This window comes from Psychroserpens sp., from assembly GCF_047633235.1.
Taxonomy (GTDB): Bacteria; Bacteroidota; Bacteroidia; order Flavobacteriales; family Flavobacteriaceae; genus Psychroserpens.
Map to the genome: position 1 here is coordinate 42,769 of NZ_JBLIET010000012.1, position 21,628 is coordinate 64,396.

The window sequence follows — 21,628 nt, forward strand, 5'->3', positions numbered from 1 at the left end:
AAGTGGTCATTATTTCTAGTATTCATTTCGCTAAAAAAGAAATATAAGTACTTTTGTCAATTAAAAGCAAAAACAATACCAAAGTATGGAAATTCCATCAAAATATTCAGCACAAGCAGTAGAAGGTAAATGGTACAACTACTGGATGTCCCATAATTATTTTCATTCTACTCCAGATAAGAGAGAGCCTTATACTATTGTAATTCCGCCACCAAACGTGACAGGTATACTACATATGGGGCACATGTTGAACAACACTATTCAAGATGTTCTTATTCGTCGTGCACGTTTGCAAGGAAAGAATGCATGTTGGGTTCCTGGAACTGACCACGCTTCTATCGCTACAGAGGCTAAAGTTGTGGCTAAGTTAAAAGCTCTGGGCATTGATAAAAATGATTTATCTCGTGAAGAATTTTTAAAACATGCTTGGGAATGGACAGAGGAGTATGGAGGTGTCATTTTGGAACAACTAAAAAAGTTAGGTTGCTCATGTGATTGGGATCGTACAAAGTTTACGATGGATGAAGATATGAGTGAAGCTGTAATAAAAGTATTTGTTGATTTGCACAATAAGGGTTTGATCTACAGAGGGTATCGCATGGTTAATTGGGATCCAGAAGCTAAGACTACCTTGTCTGATGAAGAGGTTATTCATGTTGAAAAACAAGGATTGCTCTATTACTTAGAATATAAAATAGAAGGGAGTGATGAGAAATTAACAATAGCGACGACCCGTCCTGAGACTATTTTTGGAGATACTGCAATTTGTATCAATCCAACAGATGAACGTTTTACACATTTAAAAGGTGAAAAAGTGATTGTTCCTATCTGCGGAAGGGTTATTCCTATTATAGAAGATGAGTATGTTGATATTGAATTTGGAACAGGTTGCCTAAAAGTTACGCCGGCTCACGACGAAAACGATAAGGTTTTAGGAGATAAGCACAAATTAGAGGTGATTGATATTTTTAATGATGATGCAACTTTGAATAGTTTCGGAATGCACTTTGAAGGACAAGATCGCTTTGTCGTTAGAAAGGCAGTGACCAAAGAATTGGAAGCTTCTGGTGTTTTGATAAAAACGGAAAACCATGTCAATAAAGTGGGGACGTCTGAACGTACAAAGGCAATCATAGAACCTCGATTAAGCGACCAATGGTTCCTTAAGATGGAAGATTTAGCAAAGCCTGCTATTGATGCTGTTTTAAAAAATGGTGAAGTGAAGCTGTTTCCGAAGAAATTTGAAAACACTTATAGACACTGGATGGAGAATATTCGCGATTGGAATATTTCAAGACAGTTACTTTGGGGGCAACAAATTCCTGCTTATTTCTATGGTGACGGAAAAGAAGATTACGTCGTTGCAGAAAATATTGAGGAAGCTGTTAAGCTCGCAAGAGTCGCGTCTAAAAGTCGGGAGCTTACAGCAGATAGCTTGCGTCAAGACACAGATGCACTAGATACTTGGTTTAGTTCATGGTTATGGCCAATAAGTGTTTTTGACGGAATTAGAAATCCAGAAAATGAGGAAATAAAATACTACTATCCAACCAATGATTTAGTAACGGGACCAGACATTTTGTTTTTTTGGGTAGCACGAATGATTGTTGCGGGTTACGAGTATAGAGACGAAAGACCGTTTGAAAATGTCTATCTTACAGGATTAGTAAGAGATAAGCAACGACGTAAAATGTCTAAGTCTTTAGGTAATTCGCCAGATGCTTTAAAGCTTATTGAAGAGTATGGCGCCGACGGAGTTAGAGTGGGTTTATTATTAAGTTCTGCAGCAGGAAATGACTTAATGTTTGATGAAGATTTATGTCAGCAAGGAAAACAATTTGCGAATAAGATATGGAATGCCTTTAGATTAGTTCAAGGCTGGGAAGTAGATGAGACTATCAGCCAACCAAACTCTAGCGCAATAGCTATAGAGTGGTTTGAGTCTAAGTTTCAACAAACGCTGGCAGAAATTGAAGATCACTTTAGTAAATATAGATTAAGTGATGCGTTGATGGCTACTTATAAGTTGATTTGGGATGATTTTGCTTCTTGGTTATTAGAAATAATTAAGCCATCTTATCAGCAGCCAATTGATTCCAAAACTCTAGAAAGTGTAAACTTAATTTTTGAAGATATTCTTAAAATATTGCATCCATTTATGCCTTTCTTAACTGAAGAAATTTGGCATTATTTAAAAGAGCGTTCTCCAGAAGAGGCTTTGATTATTGCAGAGTGGCCTAAAGCTAAACCAATAAATGAGGCGTTAATTTTAGAATTTGATTTTGCTTCAGACGTTATTTCAGGAATACGTAATATTAGAAAACAGAAGAATATTGCATTTAAGGATGCAATAGGTTTTTCCGCAGTAAATAATGAGAATGTGGCTTCAACGTTTGATGAAGTGATTTCTAAACTAGGTCACTTAGATAGTTTTGAATATGTTACAGAGGCTGTTGAAGGTGCGCTAACGTATCGTGTAAAATCTAATGAGTACTTTATCCCAATGGAAGGGAGTATTGATGTAGAGGCAGAGATTAAGAAACTAACTGACGAGTTGAATTATACCGAAGGATTTTTAAAATCGGTACAAAAGAAACTCTCAAACGAGCGTTTTGTCGCTGGGGCTCCAGAGCAAGTTGTTACGTCAGAAAAGAAAAAAGAAGCAGATGCTTTGGCTATGATTGAGACTATAAAAAGTAGTTTGGCTAGTTTAAAATAAAACTAAAGAATAAACTATATGAAAGGAGCTCTAAACACTATAGCTCCTTTTTTTATATAATTATTACTTATACATATTATAAAGAACATATATAAAAATATATGTAAAAATCTATTTATATTTACACTGAAACAATGGATTAATTGAAAAGAGAAAAATTGTAAAAGAAATGTATTGAAAATTTAAATTAGTTTGAATTAGCCAATTTCGACTACATTATCTTTCAATAGCAGCATTAGTTTTAAAATTAATTTTTAAAGAGTTTTAATTTTTAAATACTAATAGCCTTCAAGACACTAAGTAATGTGAGACTAATTTTTATATTACTTCGTGTCTTTTTAATTTAATTGAGAATAAGTAAAACGTTTATAATTTTAGCGTTTAGTTGAATTTAATATAAACTGCCTCTGTCATATGGGCAGTTTTTTTATTACCACTCATTAATTTTATTACTATCTAACTTCACGAATATAAATAGTAAAATAGTGAAGCCCCAAAGCCCAGAGCCACCATAACTAAAAAAGGGTAGCGGTATTCCAACTGTAGGAATTAATCCCATCACCATACCAGTATTAATTGTAAAGTGAATAAATAGAATGGAAGCGACTCCATAGCCATAAACACGACTGAATACGGATTTTTGGGATTCTGCAAGATAGAGCACTCTAATGATTAAAGCCATAAATAGGATGACAACAAAAGTGCTTCCTAAAAATCCCCATTCTTCTCCAACTGTGCTAAAAATATAATCGGTATGTTGCTCTGGTACAAATTTACCTGTAGTTCTTGTGCCTTGAAGAAATCCTTTTCCTGCCCATCCACCAGAACTAATAGCTTGCTCAGATTGGATGAGGTTATAGGCTTCTTCTTTTTTCATTCTCTCTAATTTGGCTGGATCTTTCTCTAAACGTAACCAAAGGCTAATTCTATTTTGTTGATGAGGTTTTAAAGCATGTTCATAGAATAAACGAACGCCTGCAGAAAATGAAATGCAAACCAATAATATAACTACAGATTGGAGTAGTGATGCGCGTTTTTTTCTTCGGAAAAAGTAACTACTAAAAACCCCTATAGTTGCTATGACACCAGTAATTAAGATCCCAAACTTTAACGCTAGAATTGCTAATAAGATGGCAGATATTGCAATCGCTAGATATATTTGCTGAAGTCCCTCGCGATAGAACACAAAGAAGAATGATGCATACACAATAGTGCTTCCTGCATCATTTTGTAATAGTATTAAAACTGCTGGCAGAATAATTAGGGCAACCGCCTTTAATTGATCTAGAATAGTGGACATATTAGTTTGAAGATCGCTCATGTATTTTGCAACAGCTAAAGCGGTAGCAAACTTGGCAAACTCACTTGGTTGTATGGTCATACTTCCAATTCCGTACCAAGAGCGCGCTCCATTAACATCTTTTCCGAAGATAAATAAACCAACAAGCGCCAACATGGCGACAATATAAATGACACTGGCAAACCGCTCATAAAATTTGGCTTCAACCGATAAAATTAAAATGATAAGAACAAACGTAAGACCAACAAATACGGCATGCTTGCCATACAATTGACTCATGTCAAAATAGCTTCCTATCTCACCTTCGTGAGAAGCTGACATAATGTTAAGCCAGCCAAACACTACAAGCAGTAGGAATAATACAATAATTATCCAGTCAAACCCAAATTTTCTTTGATGCTCTCTACTATGCATGTTTATAATTTAGATCTATTCGTAATGATATTTATAGAATTGTTAATATCATCATCTTTTGGTGGTTGTATTTTATCAATAACTTGAAGTGTCGTTTCTCCATTAATTCTAAAAGGTTTTCCAGAATATGGTTTTGCATATTCATTTTCTAGACTATGTGTTAAAATCCAATTTTCCATATCTGTTCTGGTAATAGTACCATTGATATATTTCTCAATCATTAAACTGGCCATTCGTCCGGCAAACCGGCTTCCCCAATATCCGTTTTCTACAAAAACTGCGATGGCAATTTTCGGGTTATCTTTTGGAGCAAAAGCCACAAAAATGGAATGGTCTGTTAATTGCGTTTTTACACTATCAATATTAATAAAGTTTTCTGCTGTTCCAGTTTTTCCGCAGATATCAATTCCAGGAACACGAAGTGAGGCGGCAGTTCCTAGGTTATAAACATCCAACATACCTTGAACTACTGGTTCAAAATGTTGCTTATCTATGGTTGTCTGTCTTCGAGTTGTGAATTTACTTGGAATGGTATCACCTTCAATTTCTTTTATGATATGAGGGGTGTAATAATAACCACGATTTCCAATGGCGGCAACCATATTAGCAAGCTGTATTGGAGTTGCTTCAACTTCTCCTTGGCCAATGGCGTTAGAAACGACATATGTTGAACCCCAACGATTGGCACCATACGCTCTGTCGTAATAATCACCATCTGGAATCCTGCCTTTTTGACCAACAGGTAAATCATATCCTAAATAATCTCCTAGTCCGAAACTTTTAGCATGAGCAGCCCAAATATTCATGCCTTTTCCAGTATCTGGATGGTTATCGATTATTTTACGATAGGCAGTGACAAAATAGGCGTTGCAGGATAGTGCTATTCCTGAATTCATGTCTACAGGGCTCCTGTGGTGGTGACAGCCAGTAAGTTTTCTGCTTCCATAATAGTACCCCATTCTGCAAGATACGTTTTCGGTAGGCGTCATGACACCTTCTTGAAGTGCAATGAGTGCATTGATAACCTTAAAAGGAGACCCTGGAGGGTATTGTGCTTGAAGCCCTCTATCAAATAAAGGTTTGGCAATACTATCACGATACAATTCTGTGAAATTCTTAGAACGACTTCGTCCCACTAATAAATTTGGATTGTAGCTAGGTCCAGAAACTAAGGCTAGAATTTCTCCATTTGAGGGGTCAATTGCAACAATACCACCCCGTTTATTGGTCATTAAAAGCTCACCGTATTTTTGAAGCTCTGCATCAATTGTAATTTTAATGTCTTTTCCTGGTCGAGGTAAGGTATCAAATTGTCCTTCTTTGTAAGGGCCAATATTTTTGTTAAATCTATCTTTTTGAATGAATTTAATACCTTTTACACCTTTAAGAACATCTTCATAAGAGAGTTCTATCCCCTGTTTACCAATGAGATCTCCTAAGCCATAGTAAGGTTGTTTTTCTATAGTACGTTGATTAACTTCTCCTAAATCCCCTAAAACATTTGCGCCAATGGAGGTTTGATAATCACGTAATGATCTTTTCTGAATATAGAACCCATCAAACTTTCGCATTTTTTCTTGAAGTACTGCATAATCTTTTTTTGATAATTGCGGCACAAAAGGTGACGGTAATCTTGGTGAGTAGTTTTTAGCTCTGTTAAATTTTTTTAAGAAATCTTCTTTAGTAATCTTTAAGAGTTGACAAAACTCTAAAGTGTCTAAAGACTCAACCTCTCTAGGGATAATCATCACATCGTATGAGGGTTGATTGGCCACTAATAGTTTTCCGTTTCTATCATAGACGTAACCTCGTTTTGGATAGTCAAAGACTTTTCTAATGGCCGTATCTTCATACAAACTATACGCTTCTTGTTTATAGACCTGTAGATAAAACAAACGAGAAATAAATAAGAGTCCTACGATAATAACGGTTAATAAAAGTAGAATTTTTCTCATCGCTGTTTGTTACTGAAAAGTATAGAAATTAGTGCACAGATTAAAATAGTGAAAATACTAGAAAACAAGGTCTTTTGTAAAACAAAAATGATGTTGGAAATGTTAAAGATTTCTAGTAAAAACATAATAAGATGATGGATGACAACCAATATGGAAAAATATACGATTCTGTTGCTAAATTCGGTGTTATTGAATTTGATGGTTTGGTGTTCATAAATCATTCCAAAGGCAAATTTTAAAACAGGTGGTCTTATAAATGCTATAGTGACGCAAGCTGCGGCGTGAATTCCTCCAGAATCTGAAAATAAATCTACAAACAGTCCCAACATAAAACTTAAAAATATAAAGAGCGTGCGGTTATTATTAATTGGAAATAATAAAATAAATAAGAGATATGGATATGGATTAATATTACCCAAAAAGTTAATATTATTGAATACAAGTACTTGCGCTAGTATTAATACCACAAATCTAATGATGCTATTTATGTTAACGCTATTCATCAATTGGATTTTCTAAAAGCTTAATTTCTTCAGAATCTAAATTTTCAATGACGTAGACATGCGAAATGTTTGTCATATCATTAAATAGTTTCACTTGGATGGTGTACGTGTCTCCACTACTATCTAAAGTATAGGACTCAATGGTGCCAATTGGAATCCCTTTGGGAAATATCGTGGATTGTCCACCAGTCATAATAGAATCACCCTTTTTAACAGGTGCGAATTTTGATATATCTGCTAATTGAACTGTTGTTGCAGAAGATTTACCATCCCATTTTAAAGAGCCTATATGATTAGATGCCTTTAATTGCGCATTAATTCTGCTTTTCATGTTTAATATAGATAACACTCTCGCATAACCATTAGATGTATTATCAATAATGCCAACAATTCCTTTTGACGTGATAACACCAAAATCTTCTTTAATAGCATCTTTCTCGCCCTTATTTATTGTCAAATAATTTTTGGATGACGAATAATTATTGTTGATGATTTTTGCCGATTGAACTCTATATCGGCCATTAAAAGAAACACTATCAATATATGCCGTTGTTGTTAATATGGAATCACTACTATTAAAAATTTGAGAACGCAATCTATTATTTTCTAGAACAAGAATTTCATTCTGATCATTCAAATCAAAATAATCTGAAACACTACTTGCGCTTTCATAAATGCCACCAGTTAAAAAATTAGCAGAATTTATAAATTTACTTTTATGATAAGAATGTGATTGTATGGTTAATCCCAAAGAGATGACAAACAGCAAAAAAAACAAAAGGAAGGTTTTGTTTCTAATGACAAAGTTTAAAATTTGTTGCATGCTAAGTTGGTATTGTTATTCTTATTTTATCAATACACTTTTAAATTTAGCTAGATTTTTTAGTGCAATTCCTGTGCCACGAACAACCGCTCTCAAGGGGTCTTCTGCGATATAAACAGGTAAGTCTGTTTTTTGAGATAAACGTTTATCTAAACCTCGTAACATAGATCCTCCTCCTGCAAGATATATTCCTGTGTTGTAAATATCTGCTGCTAATTCTGGAGGTGTTTGTGATAAAGTTTCCATTACAGAATCTTCAATTCTTAAGATCGATTTGTCCAGTGCTTTCGCAATTTCACGATAAGAAATCTGAACTTGTTTAGGTTTTCCAGTTAATAAATCACGACCTTGAACACTCATTTCTTCTGGTGGCATATCTAAATCTTCTGTAGCTGCACCAATTTGGATTTTTATCTTTTCCGCAGTACGATCACCAACATACAAGTTGTGTTGCGTACGCATGTAGTAAATAATATCGTTAGTAAATACATCACCTGCTACTTTTACAGATTTGTCACAAACGATTCCGCCAAGTGCAATAACTGCGATTTCTGTCGTACCACCTCCTATATCAACAATCATGTTTCCTTTTGGTTGCATGATATCAATGCCAATACCAATTGCTGCTGCCATTGGTTCATGAATTAGGTAGACTTCTTTACCATTGACACGTTCACATGATTCTTTTACCGCTCGCATTTCAACTTCGGTAATACCAGAAGGAATACAAACGACCATACGTAATGCAGGTGTAAATAGTTTCTTTTTTAAAGCAGGAATATTCTTGATAAACATGCTTATCATTTGCTCAGAGGCATCAAAATCTGCGATAACACCATCTTTCAAAGGTCTAATCGTCTTGATGTTTTCGTGTGTTTTACCTTGCATTAAGTTGGCTTCTTTTCCAACTGCAATTATTTTTCCAGAAATTCTATCTCTTGCTACTATAGACGGGCTGTCAACAACAACCTTATCGTTGTGAATGATAAGCGTGTTTGCAGTTCCTAAATCTATGGCTATTTCTTCGGTTAAGAAATCAAAAAATCCCATATGTTATTATAAGTATTATGAGGGTGTTATTGTGTTCAGTTTTTGGCGTGTTGTAAAAGTAATAAAACTTACGAAATATTTACGGTTTATTTCTATTTCAATTCATATGAAAATTAAGTGTTTAACTTTTTATGGTTAAACGTTTACTTTTCGGTTTTAGATGTTTAAAAGTGAGTAAAAAATTAATTTCTAAAATCTCTTTTTTTAGAGGATCAGTTTAATGCTTAAAATGACGAGTTCCAGTTGTCACCATTGCTACATCGTGTGTGTTACAATAATCAATTGTTAACTGGTCTTTAATTGATCCTCCAGGTTGTATTACAGCTGTAATTCCTGCATTGTCTGCAATCTCTACACAATCTGGAAAGGGGAAAAATGCATCACTAGCCATCACTGAACCTTTTAAATCGAAGTTGAAAGATTGTGCTTTATGGATGGCTTGGTTAAGTGCGTCTACACGACTAGTTTGTCCTGTTCCGCTGGCAAACAGTTGTTTGTCTTTTACTAAAACAATCGTGTTAGATTTTGTATGCTTACAAATTTTTGAAGCAAATATTAAATCATCTAGCTCGCTTTGAGTTGGTTTAGTGTTCGTTGCATGGGTTAAATCTGCAATACTATCTGTCTTACTATTTCTATCTTGAACTAGAACTCCATTAAGGCATGTCCTTACGGTAGTTTGTGGGAATTCAACATCATGTAATATTAAGAGAATACGATTCTTTTTACCTTTTAAAATGTCTAATGCTTCTTCTGAAAACGAAGGAGCTATGACCACTTCACAGAATAATTTATGGATTTCTTCGGCAGTGGCTTTATCAATTTCGGTATTAGCGATTAAAACACCTCCAAAAGCAGAAACTGGATCTCCAGCTAGTGCATCTACATAAGCTTGGTGAATGTTGTTGCGCTGTGCAAATCCGCAGGCATTATTATGTTTTAAGATTGCGAAAGTTGGAGCTTCGTTCTTGAATTCATTCATTAAGTTTACAGCTGCATCCACGTCTAAGAGGTTGTTGTAGCTTAATTCTTTTCCGTGGAGCTTCGTGAATAAATCATCGAAATTTCCGAAGAAAAAACCACGTTGATGAGGGTTTTCTCCATAACGCAATACTTGACCGTTAGTTTCGCTAATTTTAAGTGAAGGGATGCTATGATCTACATTGAAATAATTAAAAATCGCAGAATCATAATGCGACGATACATTAAAGGCTTTCGCAGCAAATCGTCTTCTATCATCTTCGGAAGTCTCACCGTTTTTTGATTTTAGAAGTTCTAAAAATTCTGAATAATCCTCTACTGACGATACGCAAATCACATCTGCATAATTTTTTGCTGCAGCGCGAATAAGCGAAATACCCCCAATATCAATTTTTTCAATAATATCTTGATTTGCCGCTCCAGAGGCTACTGTTTTTTCAAAAGGATATAAATCTACGATGACCACGTCTATCTGCGGAATATCAAAATCAATCATTTCTGCGACATCGCCTTCATGGTTTTGACGATTTAAAATGCCACCAAAAACTTTTGGATGTAATGTTTTTACGCGTCCGCCTAGAATAGAAGGATAAGACGTCACGTCCTCAACAGGAACGACTTTAATACCTAAATCTTTGATGAATTTTTCTGTTCCTCCTGTGGAGTAAATGGTTACATTTTGTTCATCTAGTTGTTTAACAATGGGTGCTAATCCGTCTTTACTAAAAACCGAAATTAATGCAGATTTAATTGTTTTTTTGTTGCTCATTTTAAAGTTGTTGTCCTTGTGTTGTGATTATACGTCGTCGTTGTGAAAATTAAAGCGTAAAAATACATAATATCAAACCTTTATTTAAATTGAAAATACAGTTTGTTTCAGTTTTTTGTAACAATAAATTGTTGAAAACGTCCTATCTTTATATTTCCAGATTCAAACTGGGAATTCAAACCAATCACATGCTTGTTTATTTAAGGTTATTTAAAGAAAGTTTTTCGTTTGCAACTAATGCATTACGTAATAATAAACTGCGTACATTCTTGTCGCTTTTGGGAATTACAATTGGTATTTTTTCCATCATTGCGGTTTTAGCAGCGGTTGATTCTTTAGATAAAAGCATTAAGGATCAATTAAGTGGTTTGGATAAGAATACAATGTACTTAACTAAGTTTTCTTTTGGGCCAACAGAAGTGCCTCGTTGGCAACGAGACAATTTCCCACAGACAGATTATGATGATTTTGAGTTTATACAGCGCAACGTGCCAAATATTGACGCAATTGCATATGTGATTTTTGGCGGAAATGAAAACATTAAATTTGAGGGTAATACGGTATCTGGAGTCAATATAACGCCTGTGTCTAACGGTATTTATGATATTGAAAATTTAAAATTAGCTGTTGGACGTTTTTATAATGAATCTGAATCTATTTCTGGATCAAATGTTATGGTTGTTGGAAGCAGTACTGCTGATAATCTCTTCGGAAATGTAAATCCAGTTGGAAAAACGGTTAGAGCCTACGGTAGGAAATTAACAGTTATTGGTGTACTAAAAAAAACGGGTAGTGGTTTAGGTGATTCTCCTGATGAAAAAGCTTTTGTTCCAGCAAATTTTGTTAGACGTTTCCAAAATGGAGGTGCAAGTGGTTTGCCTGGAGCAGTTATTATAAAACCTGAAAAAAGTGCCGACATTGGTGCTTTTGAAGCCCTTTTAAAACAAAAATATAGGGTTTATAGAGGACTTAAAGCTGGAGAGCCAGATAATTTCTTTATAAACAAGTTGTCTGGTTTAACTGACTTTGTTGATGGAATTATTTCGACTTTAAATGGTGTAGGTTGGCTAATAAGTGGGTTTTCATTATTAGTTGGAGGATTTGGAATTGCTAATATTATGTTTGTTAGTGTCCGTGAGCGAACTAGCCTCATCGGAATTCAAAAATCCTTAGGTGCTAAGAATAAATTTATTTTGTTTCAGTTTTTGTTTGAGGCTGTAATTTTATCTGTTCTTGGAGGTGTCATTGGGATAATTTTGGTTTGGCTGGTGTCTTTAGGTGCTAATGCTGCATTAGACTTTGAATTTGTTTTGTCGTTCTTCAATATTTTTCTTGGTTTTGGGCTTTCAACGTTTATCGGCTTAATTTCTGGAATAATACCAGCAATTTCTGCCTCTAAATTAGATCCTGTCGAGGCTATTAGGACTGGGATGTAGATTAATTAACCGTTTCAATATCTAGTTTTCAGAGCTTACTTAAACCTAAGAAAGACCACCTGTATTCAGCCTAGTAAATTTTGTGCCTTTTAGCCTTCGAGAGAGAATGTTTTAGATGATTTTCGAAACTTGCTCACAAACGAACTCCAAAAAGCGCTCATCTTCAACAGAAAAAGGGTCTGGAGTATTTGAGTCAATGTCAATTTGCCCCATATTTTCTCCATTCACAAAAACAGGAATCACAATTTCTGCTTTTACCGTAATACTGCAGGCGATATAATTATCCTGAGCAGCAACATCTGGTACGACGAAATTTTTATTAGATACTGCCACTTGTCCGCAAATACCTTTTCCAAACGGAATAATCGTATGATCTGTAGGTTCACCAACATAAGGTCCTAATTTTAGTTCGTTTTTATCTCCATTTTTAAAATAGAAACCGACCCAATTGTAGCAGTCTATCTTGTTTTCAAGTAGTTGACATATTGATAATAAGCGTTCCTCCACTGTTTTAGAAGTATCGGCTACTATCGTTTCAACTTTAGGCTTTAGGGATTCAAAAATCATAGGTTTCATAAATTTTGGTAAAAGTATTTAAAAAGTGCAATTTCTAGATTCATTTTGTATAATTTTAACTGAAAGTAATCTATAATTTTTGAAAGCACTTCTCCTTAAGTATAAATCTGTCTTAAAATTCATATTGACCTTTCTTATGGTTTATGTGGTCCTTACAATAGGGTATAAACTGTATCTTGATTTCTCAAATGGTTCAAGATTTTACCCAGACTATTTTACTAATCTTGTAGCGAAACAGAGTGAGTCTCTCATAAATACATTAGGCTATGAAGCTAAGGTAGTTGCACATCCAGATGAGCCATCTATGAAATTATTGGTGAATTCAAAATTTGTAGCCAGAGTAGTAGAGGGTTGTAATTCTATTAGTGTTATTATTTTATTTGTCTCATTTATAATTGCATTTGCTGGTAAGTTTAAAGCGACGTTTGTTTATATTTTAACTGGAAGTACGCTAATTTATATTGTAAACCTCATACGAATTGCTATTTTATCTATAGGATTATATAATTATCCTTGGCGAAAAGATATTTTGCATACGGTTATATTTCCAATGATAATCTACGGGATGGTTTTTGTTCTCTGGATGTTTTGGGTCAATCGATTTTCAAAAAACAGAAAATTATATGCGTAGTCTGATAACTTATTTATTGCTTTTCTTTTTATTTGGATTACTCATTTTAATTAGAGCGTTTGAACAAGATTTATTTTATGATCCTTATCTCTTATTTTTTAAGAGTGATTATTTGCATATGGATTATCCTCGTCGAGAAATTTTCAAACTAACAGTCTTTACAACATTACGATTTGTTTTAAATACGGTTATATCTTTGGGTATTATTTATCTGTTTTTTCAAGATAAATCTATTGTGAAGTTCTCGCTATTCATATATGTAATCTCATATATGATACTGATTGGGTTTTTTTTGTATTTCGTTATTCATCCAAGGCAAGAAGACTATTATTTGTTTTTTAATTTTAGGCGATTTCTCATTCAGCCTATATGCTTAATACTTCTTATTCCTGCGTTTTATTACTATAAGTTCAAGAGTTAAACTGTTAATCAAACGGTAATTATAGTAATGCTAATATCTTTTGTTTTAACTTTGTTATTATTATGAAGCAACTATCACATAAAATAATGTCGCTGTTTATGTCTTTTGTAGTGTTATTCTCTACGATGTCATTCACAGTTAATATGCATTATTGTGGTGATACTTTGGTAGAAACTGCTCTGTTCCATAAAGCAAAAGGCTGTGGAATGGAAATGCAAACGCCTTCGGCGGAAGGTTGTACTATGACCAAAAAGAATTGCTGTAACGACAGGCAAGTAGTTGTGGATGGTCAAGACGAATTACAACTCCAAGTTGATACTATTTTTGTTGAACAGCACTTATTTATATCTTCGTTTGTTTATACTTCTATTAACCTTTTTGAAGGTGTAAATAATAACGCATCTTCATTTGAAGAGTATAAACCACCACTCGTCATAAGGCAAATCTTCAAGCTTGACGAGACCTATTTAATTTGATTTTTAAACAATAGACTGTGTTATCCAGTGATTTATGTCATTAGGATGATTTCGTGTATTCGGTGCTTTCCTATTTGGAATATCACCTATGTCTAACTGTTTAATAATCCGAACTAATGCTAAATAAAAGCATCAAATTTTTAATAGAGAATAAACTCATTGCAGTACTCCTACTCGTTCTTTTTGTAGGTTGGGGAACTATAAATGCACCTTTTAATTGGGATACGGGTTTTCTGCCAAGCAATCCTGTCGCTGTAGATGCCATTCCAGATATTGGTGAAAACCAACAAATCGTATTTACGAAATGGGATGGTCGTTCACCACAAGATATTGAAGACCAAATTACGTATCCTTTAACCACTTCCTTATTGGGAATTCCTGGAGTAAAAACTATTCGTAGTTCGTCTATGTTTGGCTTTTCAAGTATTTATATCATTTTTGAAGAAGATATTGAGTTTTACTGGAGCAGAAGTCGGATTTTAGAAAAACTAAATTCGCTCCCAAGTGGATTATTACCAGAAGGCATTAATCCTGCTTTGGGTCCAGATGCTACAGGATTAGGTCAGATATTTTGGTACACATTAGAAGGTCGTGATGAAAACGGAAACGTTACTGGTGGTTGGGATTTACAAGAGTTAAGAAGTATACAGGATTACTATGTGAAATATGGGTTATCCTCTGCAAGTGGTGTTTCTGAAGTGGCTTCAATTGGTGGTTATGTTCAGGAATATCAGGTGGATGTGAATCCGGAGTTGATGCGTCAATACAATATAGGTCTCAACCAAGTTGTAAAAGCAGTTAAGGAAAGTAATAAAGACATTGGAGCGCAAACTTTAGAAATCAATCAAGTTGAATATTTAGTGCGAGGTTTAGGTTATGTGAAATCGGTTGAAGATATTGAAAACGCGGTGGTTACTTCGGAAGATTTTACAGCCATTAAGATTAAAGATATTGCTAAAGTCTCCCTAGGACCTGCTCCGCGAAGAGGTTTGTTGGATAAAGAAGGTGCTGAAGTTGTTGGTGGTGTTGTCGTTGCTAGATATGGTGCTAACCCTATGGAAGTTATAACCAATGTAAAAGCACAAATAGAGGAATTGAAAGGTGGTTTACCATCTAAAGTATTGAAGGATGGACGCATCTCTCAGTTAACAATCGTTCCTTTTTATGATCGTACAGAACTTATAGAAGAAACCCTTGACACACTTAGCGAAGCATTGACTCTCGAAATATTAATTACCATTTTGGTCATTATTGTGATGGTTTTTAATTTAAGAGCGTCATTATTAATCTCTGGATTATTACCTGTTGCGATTCTAATGGTTTTTGTGACAATGAAACTCTTTAACGTCGATGCAAATATCGTTGCATTGTCTGGTATTGCAATTGCCATAGGAACCATGGTTGATGTAGGCGTCATATTAGCTGAAAATATGATTAGGCATATCGATGATGAAAAATTACGACTTCGAGAGGATGGAACTACATTTACTATGAACGAAGTTGTTTACAACGCAACTGCTGAAGTTTCTGGAGCTATTTTAACTGCTGTATTAACAACAATTATAAGTTTTATACCTGTTTTTACAATGATTGGTGCCGAAGGAAAATTGTTTAGACCTTTAGCATTCACCAAAACGATGGCCTTATCAGCATCTTTAGTGATTGCGTTGTTTATAATTCCGCCACTAGCAGCCTATTTATTTAGAAAAACAACATTAAAAAATTCGTTTAGACCTATCATAAATAGCGTGCTAATAGTTGCTGGAATTGCAATTATGATAAGTGGCTATTGGTTAGGAATTATTGTCGTTGCTTTCGGAATTACTGGATTACTTGGTGTTTTAGAGAAACTAGATAAGAAAAAGGTCAACCTTATAAACATCATTATTTCTTCAGCAGCTATCGTATTCCTACTTGCAGACTATTGGAGACCCTTAGGTTTTGATCGTAGTATCTTAATCAACTTAGTTTTTGTGGCTATTATTTGCTTCGGAATTTTAGGAATATTCTCTGTTTTGAGACACTATTACGGACAAATTTTGAAATGGGCCTTGGCCAACAAGCTTTTGTTTTTAGTGATTCCAATAACCGTTCTTATTTCTGGAGCATGGATTATGAATAACACAGGAAAAGAATTTATGCCCTCATTAAATGAAGGTTCTTTTTTACTTATGCCAACCTCTTTACCACATTCTGGTATTGAAGAAAATAAACGCGTATTACAGCAACTAGATATGGCTGTTGCTACCATTCCAGAAATTGAAACTGTCGTAGGTAAAGCCGGTAGAACAGAATCTGCGTTAGATCCTGCGCCTTTATCGATGTACGAAAATTTGATTCAGTATAAATCGGAATACATGCGAAATTCTGAAGGAAAAAGGCAACGTTATAAAGTGAATGCTGATGGTTTGTTTCAATTGAAAGATGGACGTTTTCTCGCAAATCCTAATAATTCAGAAAACACAGACCTCACTAAGGTTAACCATTCTCAGTTAATTGAAGATAATGATGGTGAATTTTACCGAAATTGGCGACCAGAAATTAATAATCCAGATGATATTTGGAATGAAATTGTAAGAGTCACCCGGTTACCAGGTGTTACTTCTGCACCAAAACTACAACCCATAGAAACCAGATTGGTCATGCTACAAACAGGTATGCGAGCACCAATGGGAATTAAAGTAAAAGGACAAGATTTAAAACAAATTGAAGCTTTTGGATTGCAGTTAGAAAGTCTTTTAAAACAAGCTGAGGGTGTTAAAGTGGAAGCCGTTTTTGCCGATAGAATTGTTGGTAAACCGTATTTGCTCATTGATATTGATAGAGAAAAAATTGCACGTTATGGTATCTCTATAGAAGATGTTCAAAGTGTGCTAAAAGTTGCCATTGGTGGTATGTCACTAACGCAAACCGTTGAAGGAAGAGAACGCTATGCTGTTCGTGTACGCTATCCAAGAGAGTTACGTGGTAATCCAGAAGATATAAAAGACATCTATATTCCTGTAGAAAAAGGAAACCCTGTGCCATTAAGTGAATTGGCAACGATTCGTTATGAGCAAGGACCACAAGTTATTAAAAGTGAAGACACCTTTTTAGTGGGATATGTATTGTTTGATAAAATTGATGGTTTTGCAGAAGTGGATGTTGTAGAAAATGCACAAGGCTTGTTTCAGCAGAAAATAGATTCGGGTGAATTAATTGTTCCTAAAGGCATCAGTTATAAATTCACAGGGACTTACGAGAATCAGTTGAGAGCAGAGAAAACATTGTCTGTTGTGGTTCCGTTGGCACTAGCTATCATCTTTTTAATTCTTTATTTTCAGTTTAAATCTGTAACAACGTCATTAATGGTATTTACTGGAATTACAGTGGCATTTGCAGGTGGTTTTATTATGATTTGGTTATATGGTCAAGATTGGTTTTTCAATTTTAACATCTTTGGTGAGAATATGCGAGACCTTTTCAATATGAAAACCATTAATTTAAGTGTGGCCGTTTGGGTAGGTTTTATTGCGCTCTTCGGAATAGCAACAGATGACGGTGTCGTGATGGCAACCTATCTCACACAAACTTTTGATAGAGATAAACCTTCCGATAAAAAAAGCATTAGAGCTTCGGCTTTACATGCTGCCGAAAAACGTATTCGTCCATGTTTGATGACTACAGTAACCACCATTTTAGCATTGTTGCCTGTATTGACTTCTACAGGAAAAGGAAGTGATATTATGATCCCAATGGCAATTCCGATTTTTGGAGGAATGGTGATTGATATTACATCCTACTTTATTGTACCCATTTTATACAGTTGGAGAGAAGAGTTTAAATTAAAAAGAGCAAACAAATGAAAAGCATATTTTTTATAATTATAGGTCTGTTAAACTGTAGTGCTTTTAATGCACAAGAGTTAGAAACACTTATTGGAGAGGCATTAAACAACAATCCTGAAATTAAAAAATTCGAATTACAGTATCGTATTGCTTCCGAAAAAGTGAACGAAGCCAACACACTACCAAATACGGAATTTGGTGTTGGCTATTTCGTCAGCGAACCCGAAACTAGAACTGGAGCACAACGTTTTAAAGTGTCAGCTAAACAAATGTTGCCAGCTTTTGGAGCGATTACTGCCAAAGAAAATTATATCAGTGCTTTAGCAGACACTAAATACGAAGATATCGTGATTGCAAAAAGAAAACTAATGGCTTCAGTGTCGCAATCCTATTATAATCTTTATGCTAATAAAGCAAAACAAGAGGTGTTTGCAGAAAACATCAAACTATTGGAGACTTATGAAACCCTAGCATTAACATCTGTTGAAGTTGGAAAAGCTTCGGCTGTGGATGTGTTGCGATTGCAAATGCGTCAAAACGAAATACAACAATTACAAGCTGTTTTGAATCAACAATTTTTATCGGAACAAACTAATTTTAATAAACTTTTAAATAGAGATAAGACGATTACAGTTAATGTTATAGACGAATTGGATTTACCTTCGGAAGATTTTGAAATCAATACTGAAAATCTAGCATTACATCCTGAATTGTTGAAATATGATAAACTGTATCAATCCGTAGAACAATCCGAATTATTAAACCAAAAAGAAAGTAATCCGATGATTGGTTTTGGATTAGATTACATAGCAGTCTCAGAACGTCCTAATATGAATTTTAGTGATAACGGAAAAGATATTGTGATGCCAACGGTATCGGTGTCAATTCCAATATTCAATAAGACATATAAATCACAAACCAAGCAAAATGAATTGCAACAAAAGGAAGTTTTAGCTCAAAAACAAGACCGCTTAAATACATTAGAAACGCTTTTAGACAAAGCAATAAACGACAGAATTGCTGCAAGAATTAGTCATGTAACTCAAACCAAAAACTTAAAGCAAGCTAAAGATGCAGAAGAAATTTTAATTAAAAGTTACGAAACAGGAACGATTGATTTTAATGATGTTTTGGATATTCAAGAATTACAATTGAAGTTTCAAATGAACCAAATAGAAGCAGTGAAAATGTACTATTTACAAACAACGCTTATTAATTATTTAACTCAGCAATAATGAAACACACATATCACATACATGGAATGACCTGTAAAGGTTGTCGAAGTCACGTAGAGGAAATACTTTCTAAAGTGGAAGGTGTTTCGAAAGCAACAGTCAATTTGGAAAAGGCTGAAGCTTCTATTGAAATGGAATCCCATATTCCTTTAGAAATATTTCAGGAAGCCTTAAAAAACGATGGTGATAGATATAGTATTCATAAACAAGGTGAACATCATCATCATCTTCATTCCGAAGTTAAAAAGGAAAAGCCACCTATGGGAAAAGGCACAGGTACATTTTATTGCCCTATGCATTGCGAAGGAGATAAAACCTATGACAAACTAGTTGATTGTCCCGTTTGTGGAATGGATTTAGTAGAAGAACAAAACCTATCCACAACTTCATCAGAGCAATGGACGTGTCCAATGCATCCAGAAATTATAAAAGACGAAGCTGGTGATTGTCCTATCTGCGGCATGGATTTAGTTCCAATGGATGCTGATATTTCCTCAGAAGAAAAGGCTTATAATCAGTTGTCTAAAAAGTTTTGGATTGCCACTGCATTCACGTTGCCTATTTTCTTAATAGCTATGAGTGAAATGCTAACGAACAATCCATTGTACGACATCATGGAGCAAAAACAGTGGAATTGGATTCAATTTGCATTATCCATTCCGGTTGTTTTTTATGCCACTTGGATGTTTTTTGAACGTGCCTACAGAAGTATAAAAACATGGAATCTAAATATGTTTACTCTTATTGGTATTGGAGCAGGCGTGGCTTGGCTATTTAGTGTATTTGGGATGTTTTTTCCAGACTTTTTTCCAAACCAATTTAAAACCGAATCAGGTGCTGTTTATGTGTATTTTGAAGCCGCAACAGTAATTCTCACATTGGTACTTCTAGGTCAATTATTAGAAGCTCGTGCACATAGTAAAACCAATTCAGCAGTAAAAGAATTATTAAAGTTGGCACCAAACAAAGCTGTAAAAATAGCGGATGGTGAAGCCATCGAAGTTAGTATCGACAAGATAGAGCTAAATGATATTTTAAAAGTAAAACCGGGAGAAAAGATTCCTGTGGATGGAGTAATAACTGAAGGCGAAACCACTATTGATGAATCCATGATTACAGGAGAACCTATTCCTGTTAACAAATCAGTTGATGATAAAGTGAGCAGTGGAACCATAAACGGTAATCAATCTTTTTTAATGAAAGCTGAAAAAGTGGGTAGTGATACTTTGTTATCACAAATTATTCACATGGTTAATAATGCCAGTAGAAGCCGCGCACCTATTCAAAATTTAACGGATAAAGTATCGGGTTATTTCGTGCCTGTGGTGGTCATTATTTCATTAACAACCTTTACCGTGTGGGTCATTTGGGGACCAGAGCCTGCTTATGTCTATGCTTTGGTCAATGCGATTGCAGTGTTAATTATTGCATGTCCTTGTGCATTAGGTCTAGCCACACCAATGTCGGTTATGGTAGGGGTTGGTAAAGGTGCTCAGAATGGTGTGCTCATCAAAAATGCAGAAGCTTTAGAGAAATTAGACAAAGTAGACACGCTTATAATTGATAAAACAGGAACCATTACAGAAGGAAAACCAACGGTAGAAACGGTTGGAACTTTTGATGATAATTTTACTAACGATAATATCCTACAATATATCGTATCACTTAATTCTAATAGTGAACATCCGTTAGCGGAAGCGACTGTCAAATATGGAAAAGAACAGAAAACTAAAGTTTTAAAATCGAATGGATTTAGAGCTGTTACAGGAAAAGGTGTTGAAGGACACGTAAATGGTAAGAGCATAGCCTTAGGCAATCCAGAAATGATGATTTATGCCAAAGCAGAAATATCTTCAGAAATGGAGGAAGAAGCTAAAACTTATCAAAAACAAGGTAAAACGGTCTCGTTTTTAGCTATGGATGGTAAAGTGAGCGGTTATGTGGTAATAGGCGATAAAATCAAACAAACAAGTGCTAAAGCAATCAAAGCACTTCAAAACAAAGGAATTGATGTTATAATGCTAACAGGAGACAATCATGATACAGCACAAGCAGTGGCGTCAGAGTTGAACCTTGCCGATTTTAAAGCAAGCATGTCGCCAGAAGACAAACTAAAAGTAGTCGAAAAACTCCAAAAAGAAGGAAAAGTTGTCGCTATGGCAGGTGATGGCATCAACGATGCACCAGCCTTGGCAAAAAGTGACGTAGGTATTGCTATGGGAACAGGAACGGATGTCGCTATAGAAAGTGCGATGATTACTTTGGTAAAAGGAGATTTACATGGCATTGTAAAAGCACGTAATTTGAGCCATAAGGTGATGCGAAATATTAAGCAAAATTTATTTTTTGCAGTGGTTTATAATACACTTGGTGTCCCAATAGCAGCAGGCGTATTGTTCCCTTTCTTTGGAATATTACTTTCGCCAATGATTGCTGCTTTGGCCATGAGTTTTAGTTCAGTATCAGTAATAGTTAATGCTTTGAGATTAAGAACAGTCAACATATAAATTAT

The 21,628-nt window shown here is 34.9% G+C and carries 15 protein-coding genes; 8 read left to right on the forward strand and 7 right to left on the reverse strand.

Features of this window, described 5'->3' with window-relative positions; genetic code table 11:
* Positions 1–85: 85 nt before the first annotated feature.
* A complete protein-coding gene (locus ACJAZK_RS05810; RefSeq protein ID WP_415223060.1) occupies positions 86–2,719 on the forward strand; it encodes a valine--tRNA ligase in 2,634 nt (877 codons plus the stop codon).
* 430 nt (positions 2,720–3,149) lie between these two features.
* On the opposite strand, the gene rodA is transcribed toward ACJAZK_RS05810, so the two are convergent.
* The 6 genes from rodA to purH form a co-directional block, all read right to left on the reverse strand.
* Entirely contained in the window at positions 3,150–4,433 is a 1,284-nt protein-coding gene (gene rodA / locus ACJAZK_RS05815) for a rod shape-determining protein RodA (RefSeq protein ID WP_415223061.1), read from the reverse strand.
* Positions 4,434–4,435: 2 nt separating this feature from the next.
* On the reverse strand, positions 4,436–6,388 hold the full coding sequence (gene mrdA, locus ACJAZK_RS05820; protein ID WP_415223062.1) for a penicillin-binding protein 2: 1,953 nt from the start codon (positions 6,386–6,388) through the stop codon (positions 4,436–4,438).
* Positions 6,385–6,891 (reverse strand): rod shape-determining protein MreD, encoded by a 507-nt coding sequence (locus tag ACJAZK_RS05825; RefSeq protein WP_415223063.1) that lies wholly within the window; start codon positions 6,889–6,891, stop codon positions 6,385–6,387. The genes mrdA and ACJAZK_RS05825 overlap by 4 nt, the downstream gene beginning before the upstream one ends.
* Positions 6,884–7,714, reverse strand: a complete 831-nt coding sequence (mreC, locus tag ACJAZK_RS05830) for a rod shape-determining protein MreC (protein ID WP_415223064.1) — start codon at positions 7,712–7,714, stop codon at positions 6,884–6,886. The genes ACJAZK_RS05825 and mreC overlap by 8 nt, the downstream gene beginning before the upstream one ends.
* A gap of 21 nt (positions 7,715–7,735) precedes the next feature.
* Entirely contained in the window at positions 7,736–8,764 is a 1,029-nt protein-coding gene (locus tag ACJAZK_RS05835) for a rod shape-determining protein (RefSeq protein WP_028872640.1), read from the reverse strand.
* A gap of 217 nt (positions 8,765–8,981) precedes the next feature.
* Positions 8,982–10,514: a bifunctional phosphoribosylaminoimidazolecarboxamide formyltransferase/IMP cyclohydrolase gene (gene purH / locus ACJAZK_RS05840; protein ID WP_415223065.1), complete on the reverse strand. Its 1,533-nt coding sequence runs from the start codon at positions 10,512–10,514 to the stop codon at positions 8,982–8,984.
* Between the two features lie 188 nt (positions 10,515–10,702).
* Here purH and ACJAZK_RS05845 point away from each other — a divergent pair, with 188 nt between their 5' ends.
* Complete coding sequence (locus tag ACJAZK_RS05845; RefSeq protein WP_415223066.1) at positions 10,703–11,950, forward strand: ABC transporter permease; 1,248 nt, start codon at positions 10,703–10,705, stop codon at positions 11,948–11,950.
* Positions 11,951–12,061: 111 nt separating this feature from the next.
* Here ACJAZK_RS05845 and ACJAZK_RS05850 read toward each other — a convergent pair whose 3' ends face one another.
* Positions 12,062–12,517, reverse strand: coding sequence for a GAF domain-containing protein (locus ACJAZK_RS05850; RefSeq protein WP_415223082.1), 456 nt, complete (start codon positions 12,515–12,517; stop codon positions 12,062–12,064).
* A gap of 88 nt (positions 12,518–12,605) precedes the next feature.
* On the opposite strand from ACJAZK_RS05850, the gene xrtF reads away from it, so the two are divergent.
* From xrtF to ACJAZK_RS05880, 6 genes are all read left to right on the forward strand, one after another.
* The gene (xrtF, locus tag ACJAZK_RS05855) at positions 12,606–13,157 is read left to right on the forward strand and encodes an exosortase family protein XrtF (RefSeq protein WP_415223067.1); all 552 of its coding nucleotides are present in this window, start codon (positions 12,606–12,608) and stop codon (positions 13,155–13,157) included.
* Positions 13,150–13,578 carry an exosortase F system-associated membrane protein gene (locus ACJAZK_RS05860; RefSeq protein ID WP_415223068.1) on the forward strand — a complete coding sequence of 143 codons (429 nt, stop codon included), beginning with the start codon at positions 13,150–13,152 and terminating at the stop codon, positions 13,576–13,578. The genes xrtF and ACJAZK_RS05860 overlap by 8 nt, the downstream gene beginning before the upstream one ends.
* 62 nt (positions 13,579–13,640) lie before the next feature.
* On the forward strand, positions 13,641–14,054 hold the full coding sequence (locus ACJAZK_RS05865) for an HYC_CC_PP family protein (RefSeq protein ID WP_415223069.1): 414 nt from the start codon (positions 13,641–13,643) through the stop codon (positions 14,052–14,054).
* A 116-nt stretch (positions 14,055–14,170) separates the two neighbouring features.
* Positions 14,171–17,899: an efflux RND transporter permease subunit gene (locus ACJAZK_RS05870; protein ID WP_415223070.1), complete on the forward strand. Its 3,729-nt coding sequence runs from the start codon at positions 14,171–14,173 to the stop codon at positions 17,897–17,899.
* On the forward strand, positions 17,896–19,116 hold the full coding sequence (locus ACJAZK_RS05875) for a TolC family protein (RefSeq protein ID WP_415223071.1): 1,221 nt from the start codon (positions 17,896–17,898) through the stop codon (positions 19,114–19,116). Before ACJAZK_RS05870 ends, ACJAZK_RS05875 begins: the two co-directional genes overlap by 4 nt.
* Positions 19,116–21,623 carry a heavy metal translocating P-type ATPase gene (locus tag ACJAZK_RS05880; RefSeq protein WP_415223072.1) on the forward strand — a complete coding sequence of 836 codons (2,508 nt, stop codon included), beginning with the start codon at positions 19,116–19,118 and terminating at the stop codon, positions 21,621–21,623. Before ACJAZK_RS05875 ends, ACJAZK_RS05880 begins: the two co-directional genes overlap by 1 nt.
* Positions 21,624–21,628: the final 5 nt, after the last annotated feature.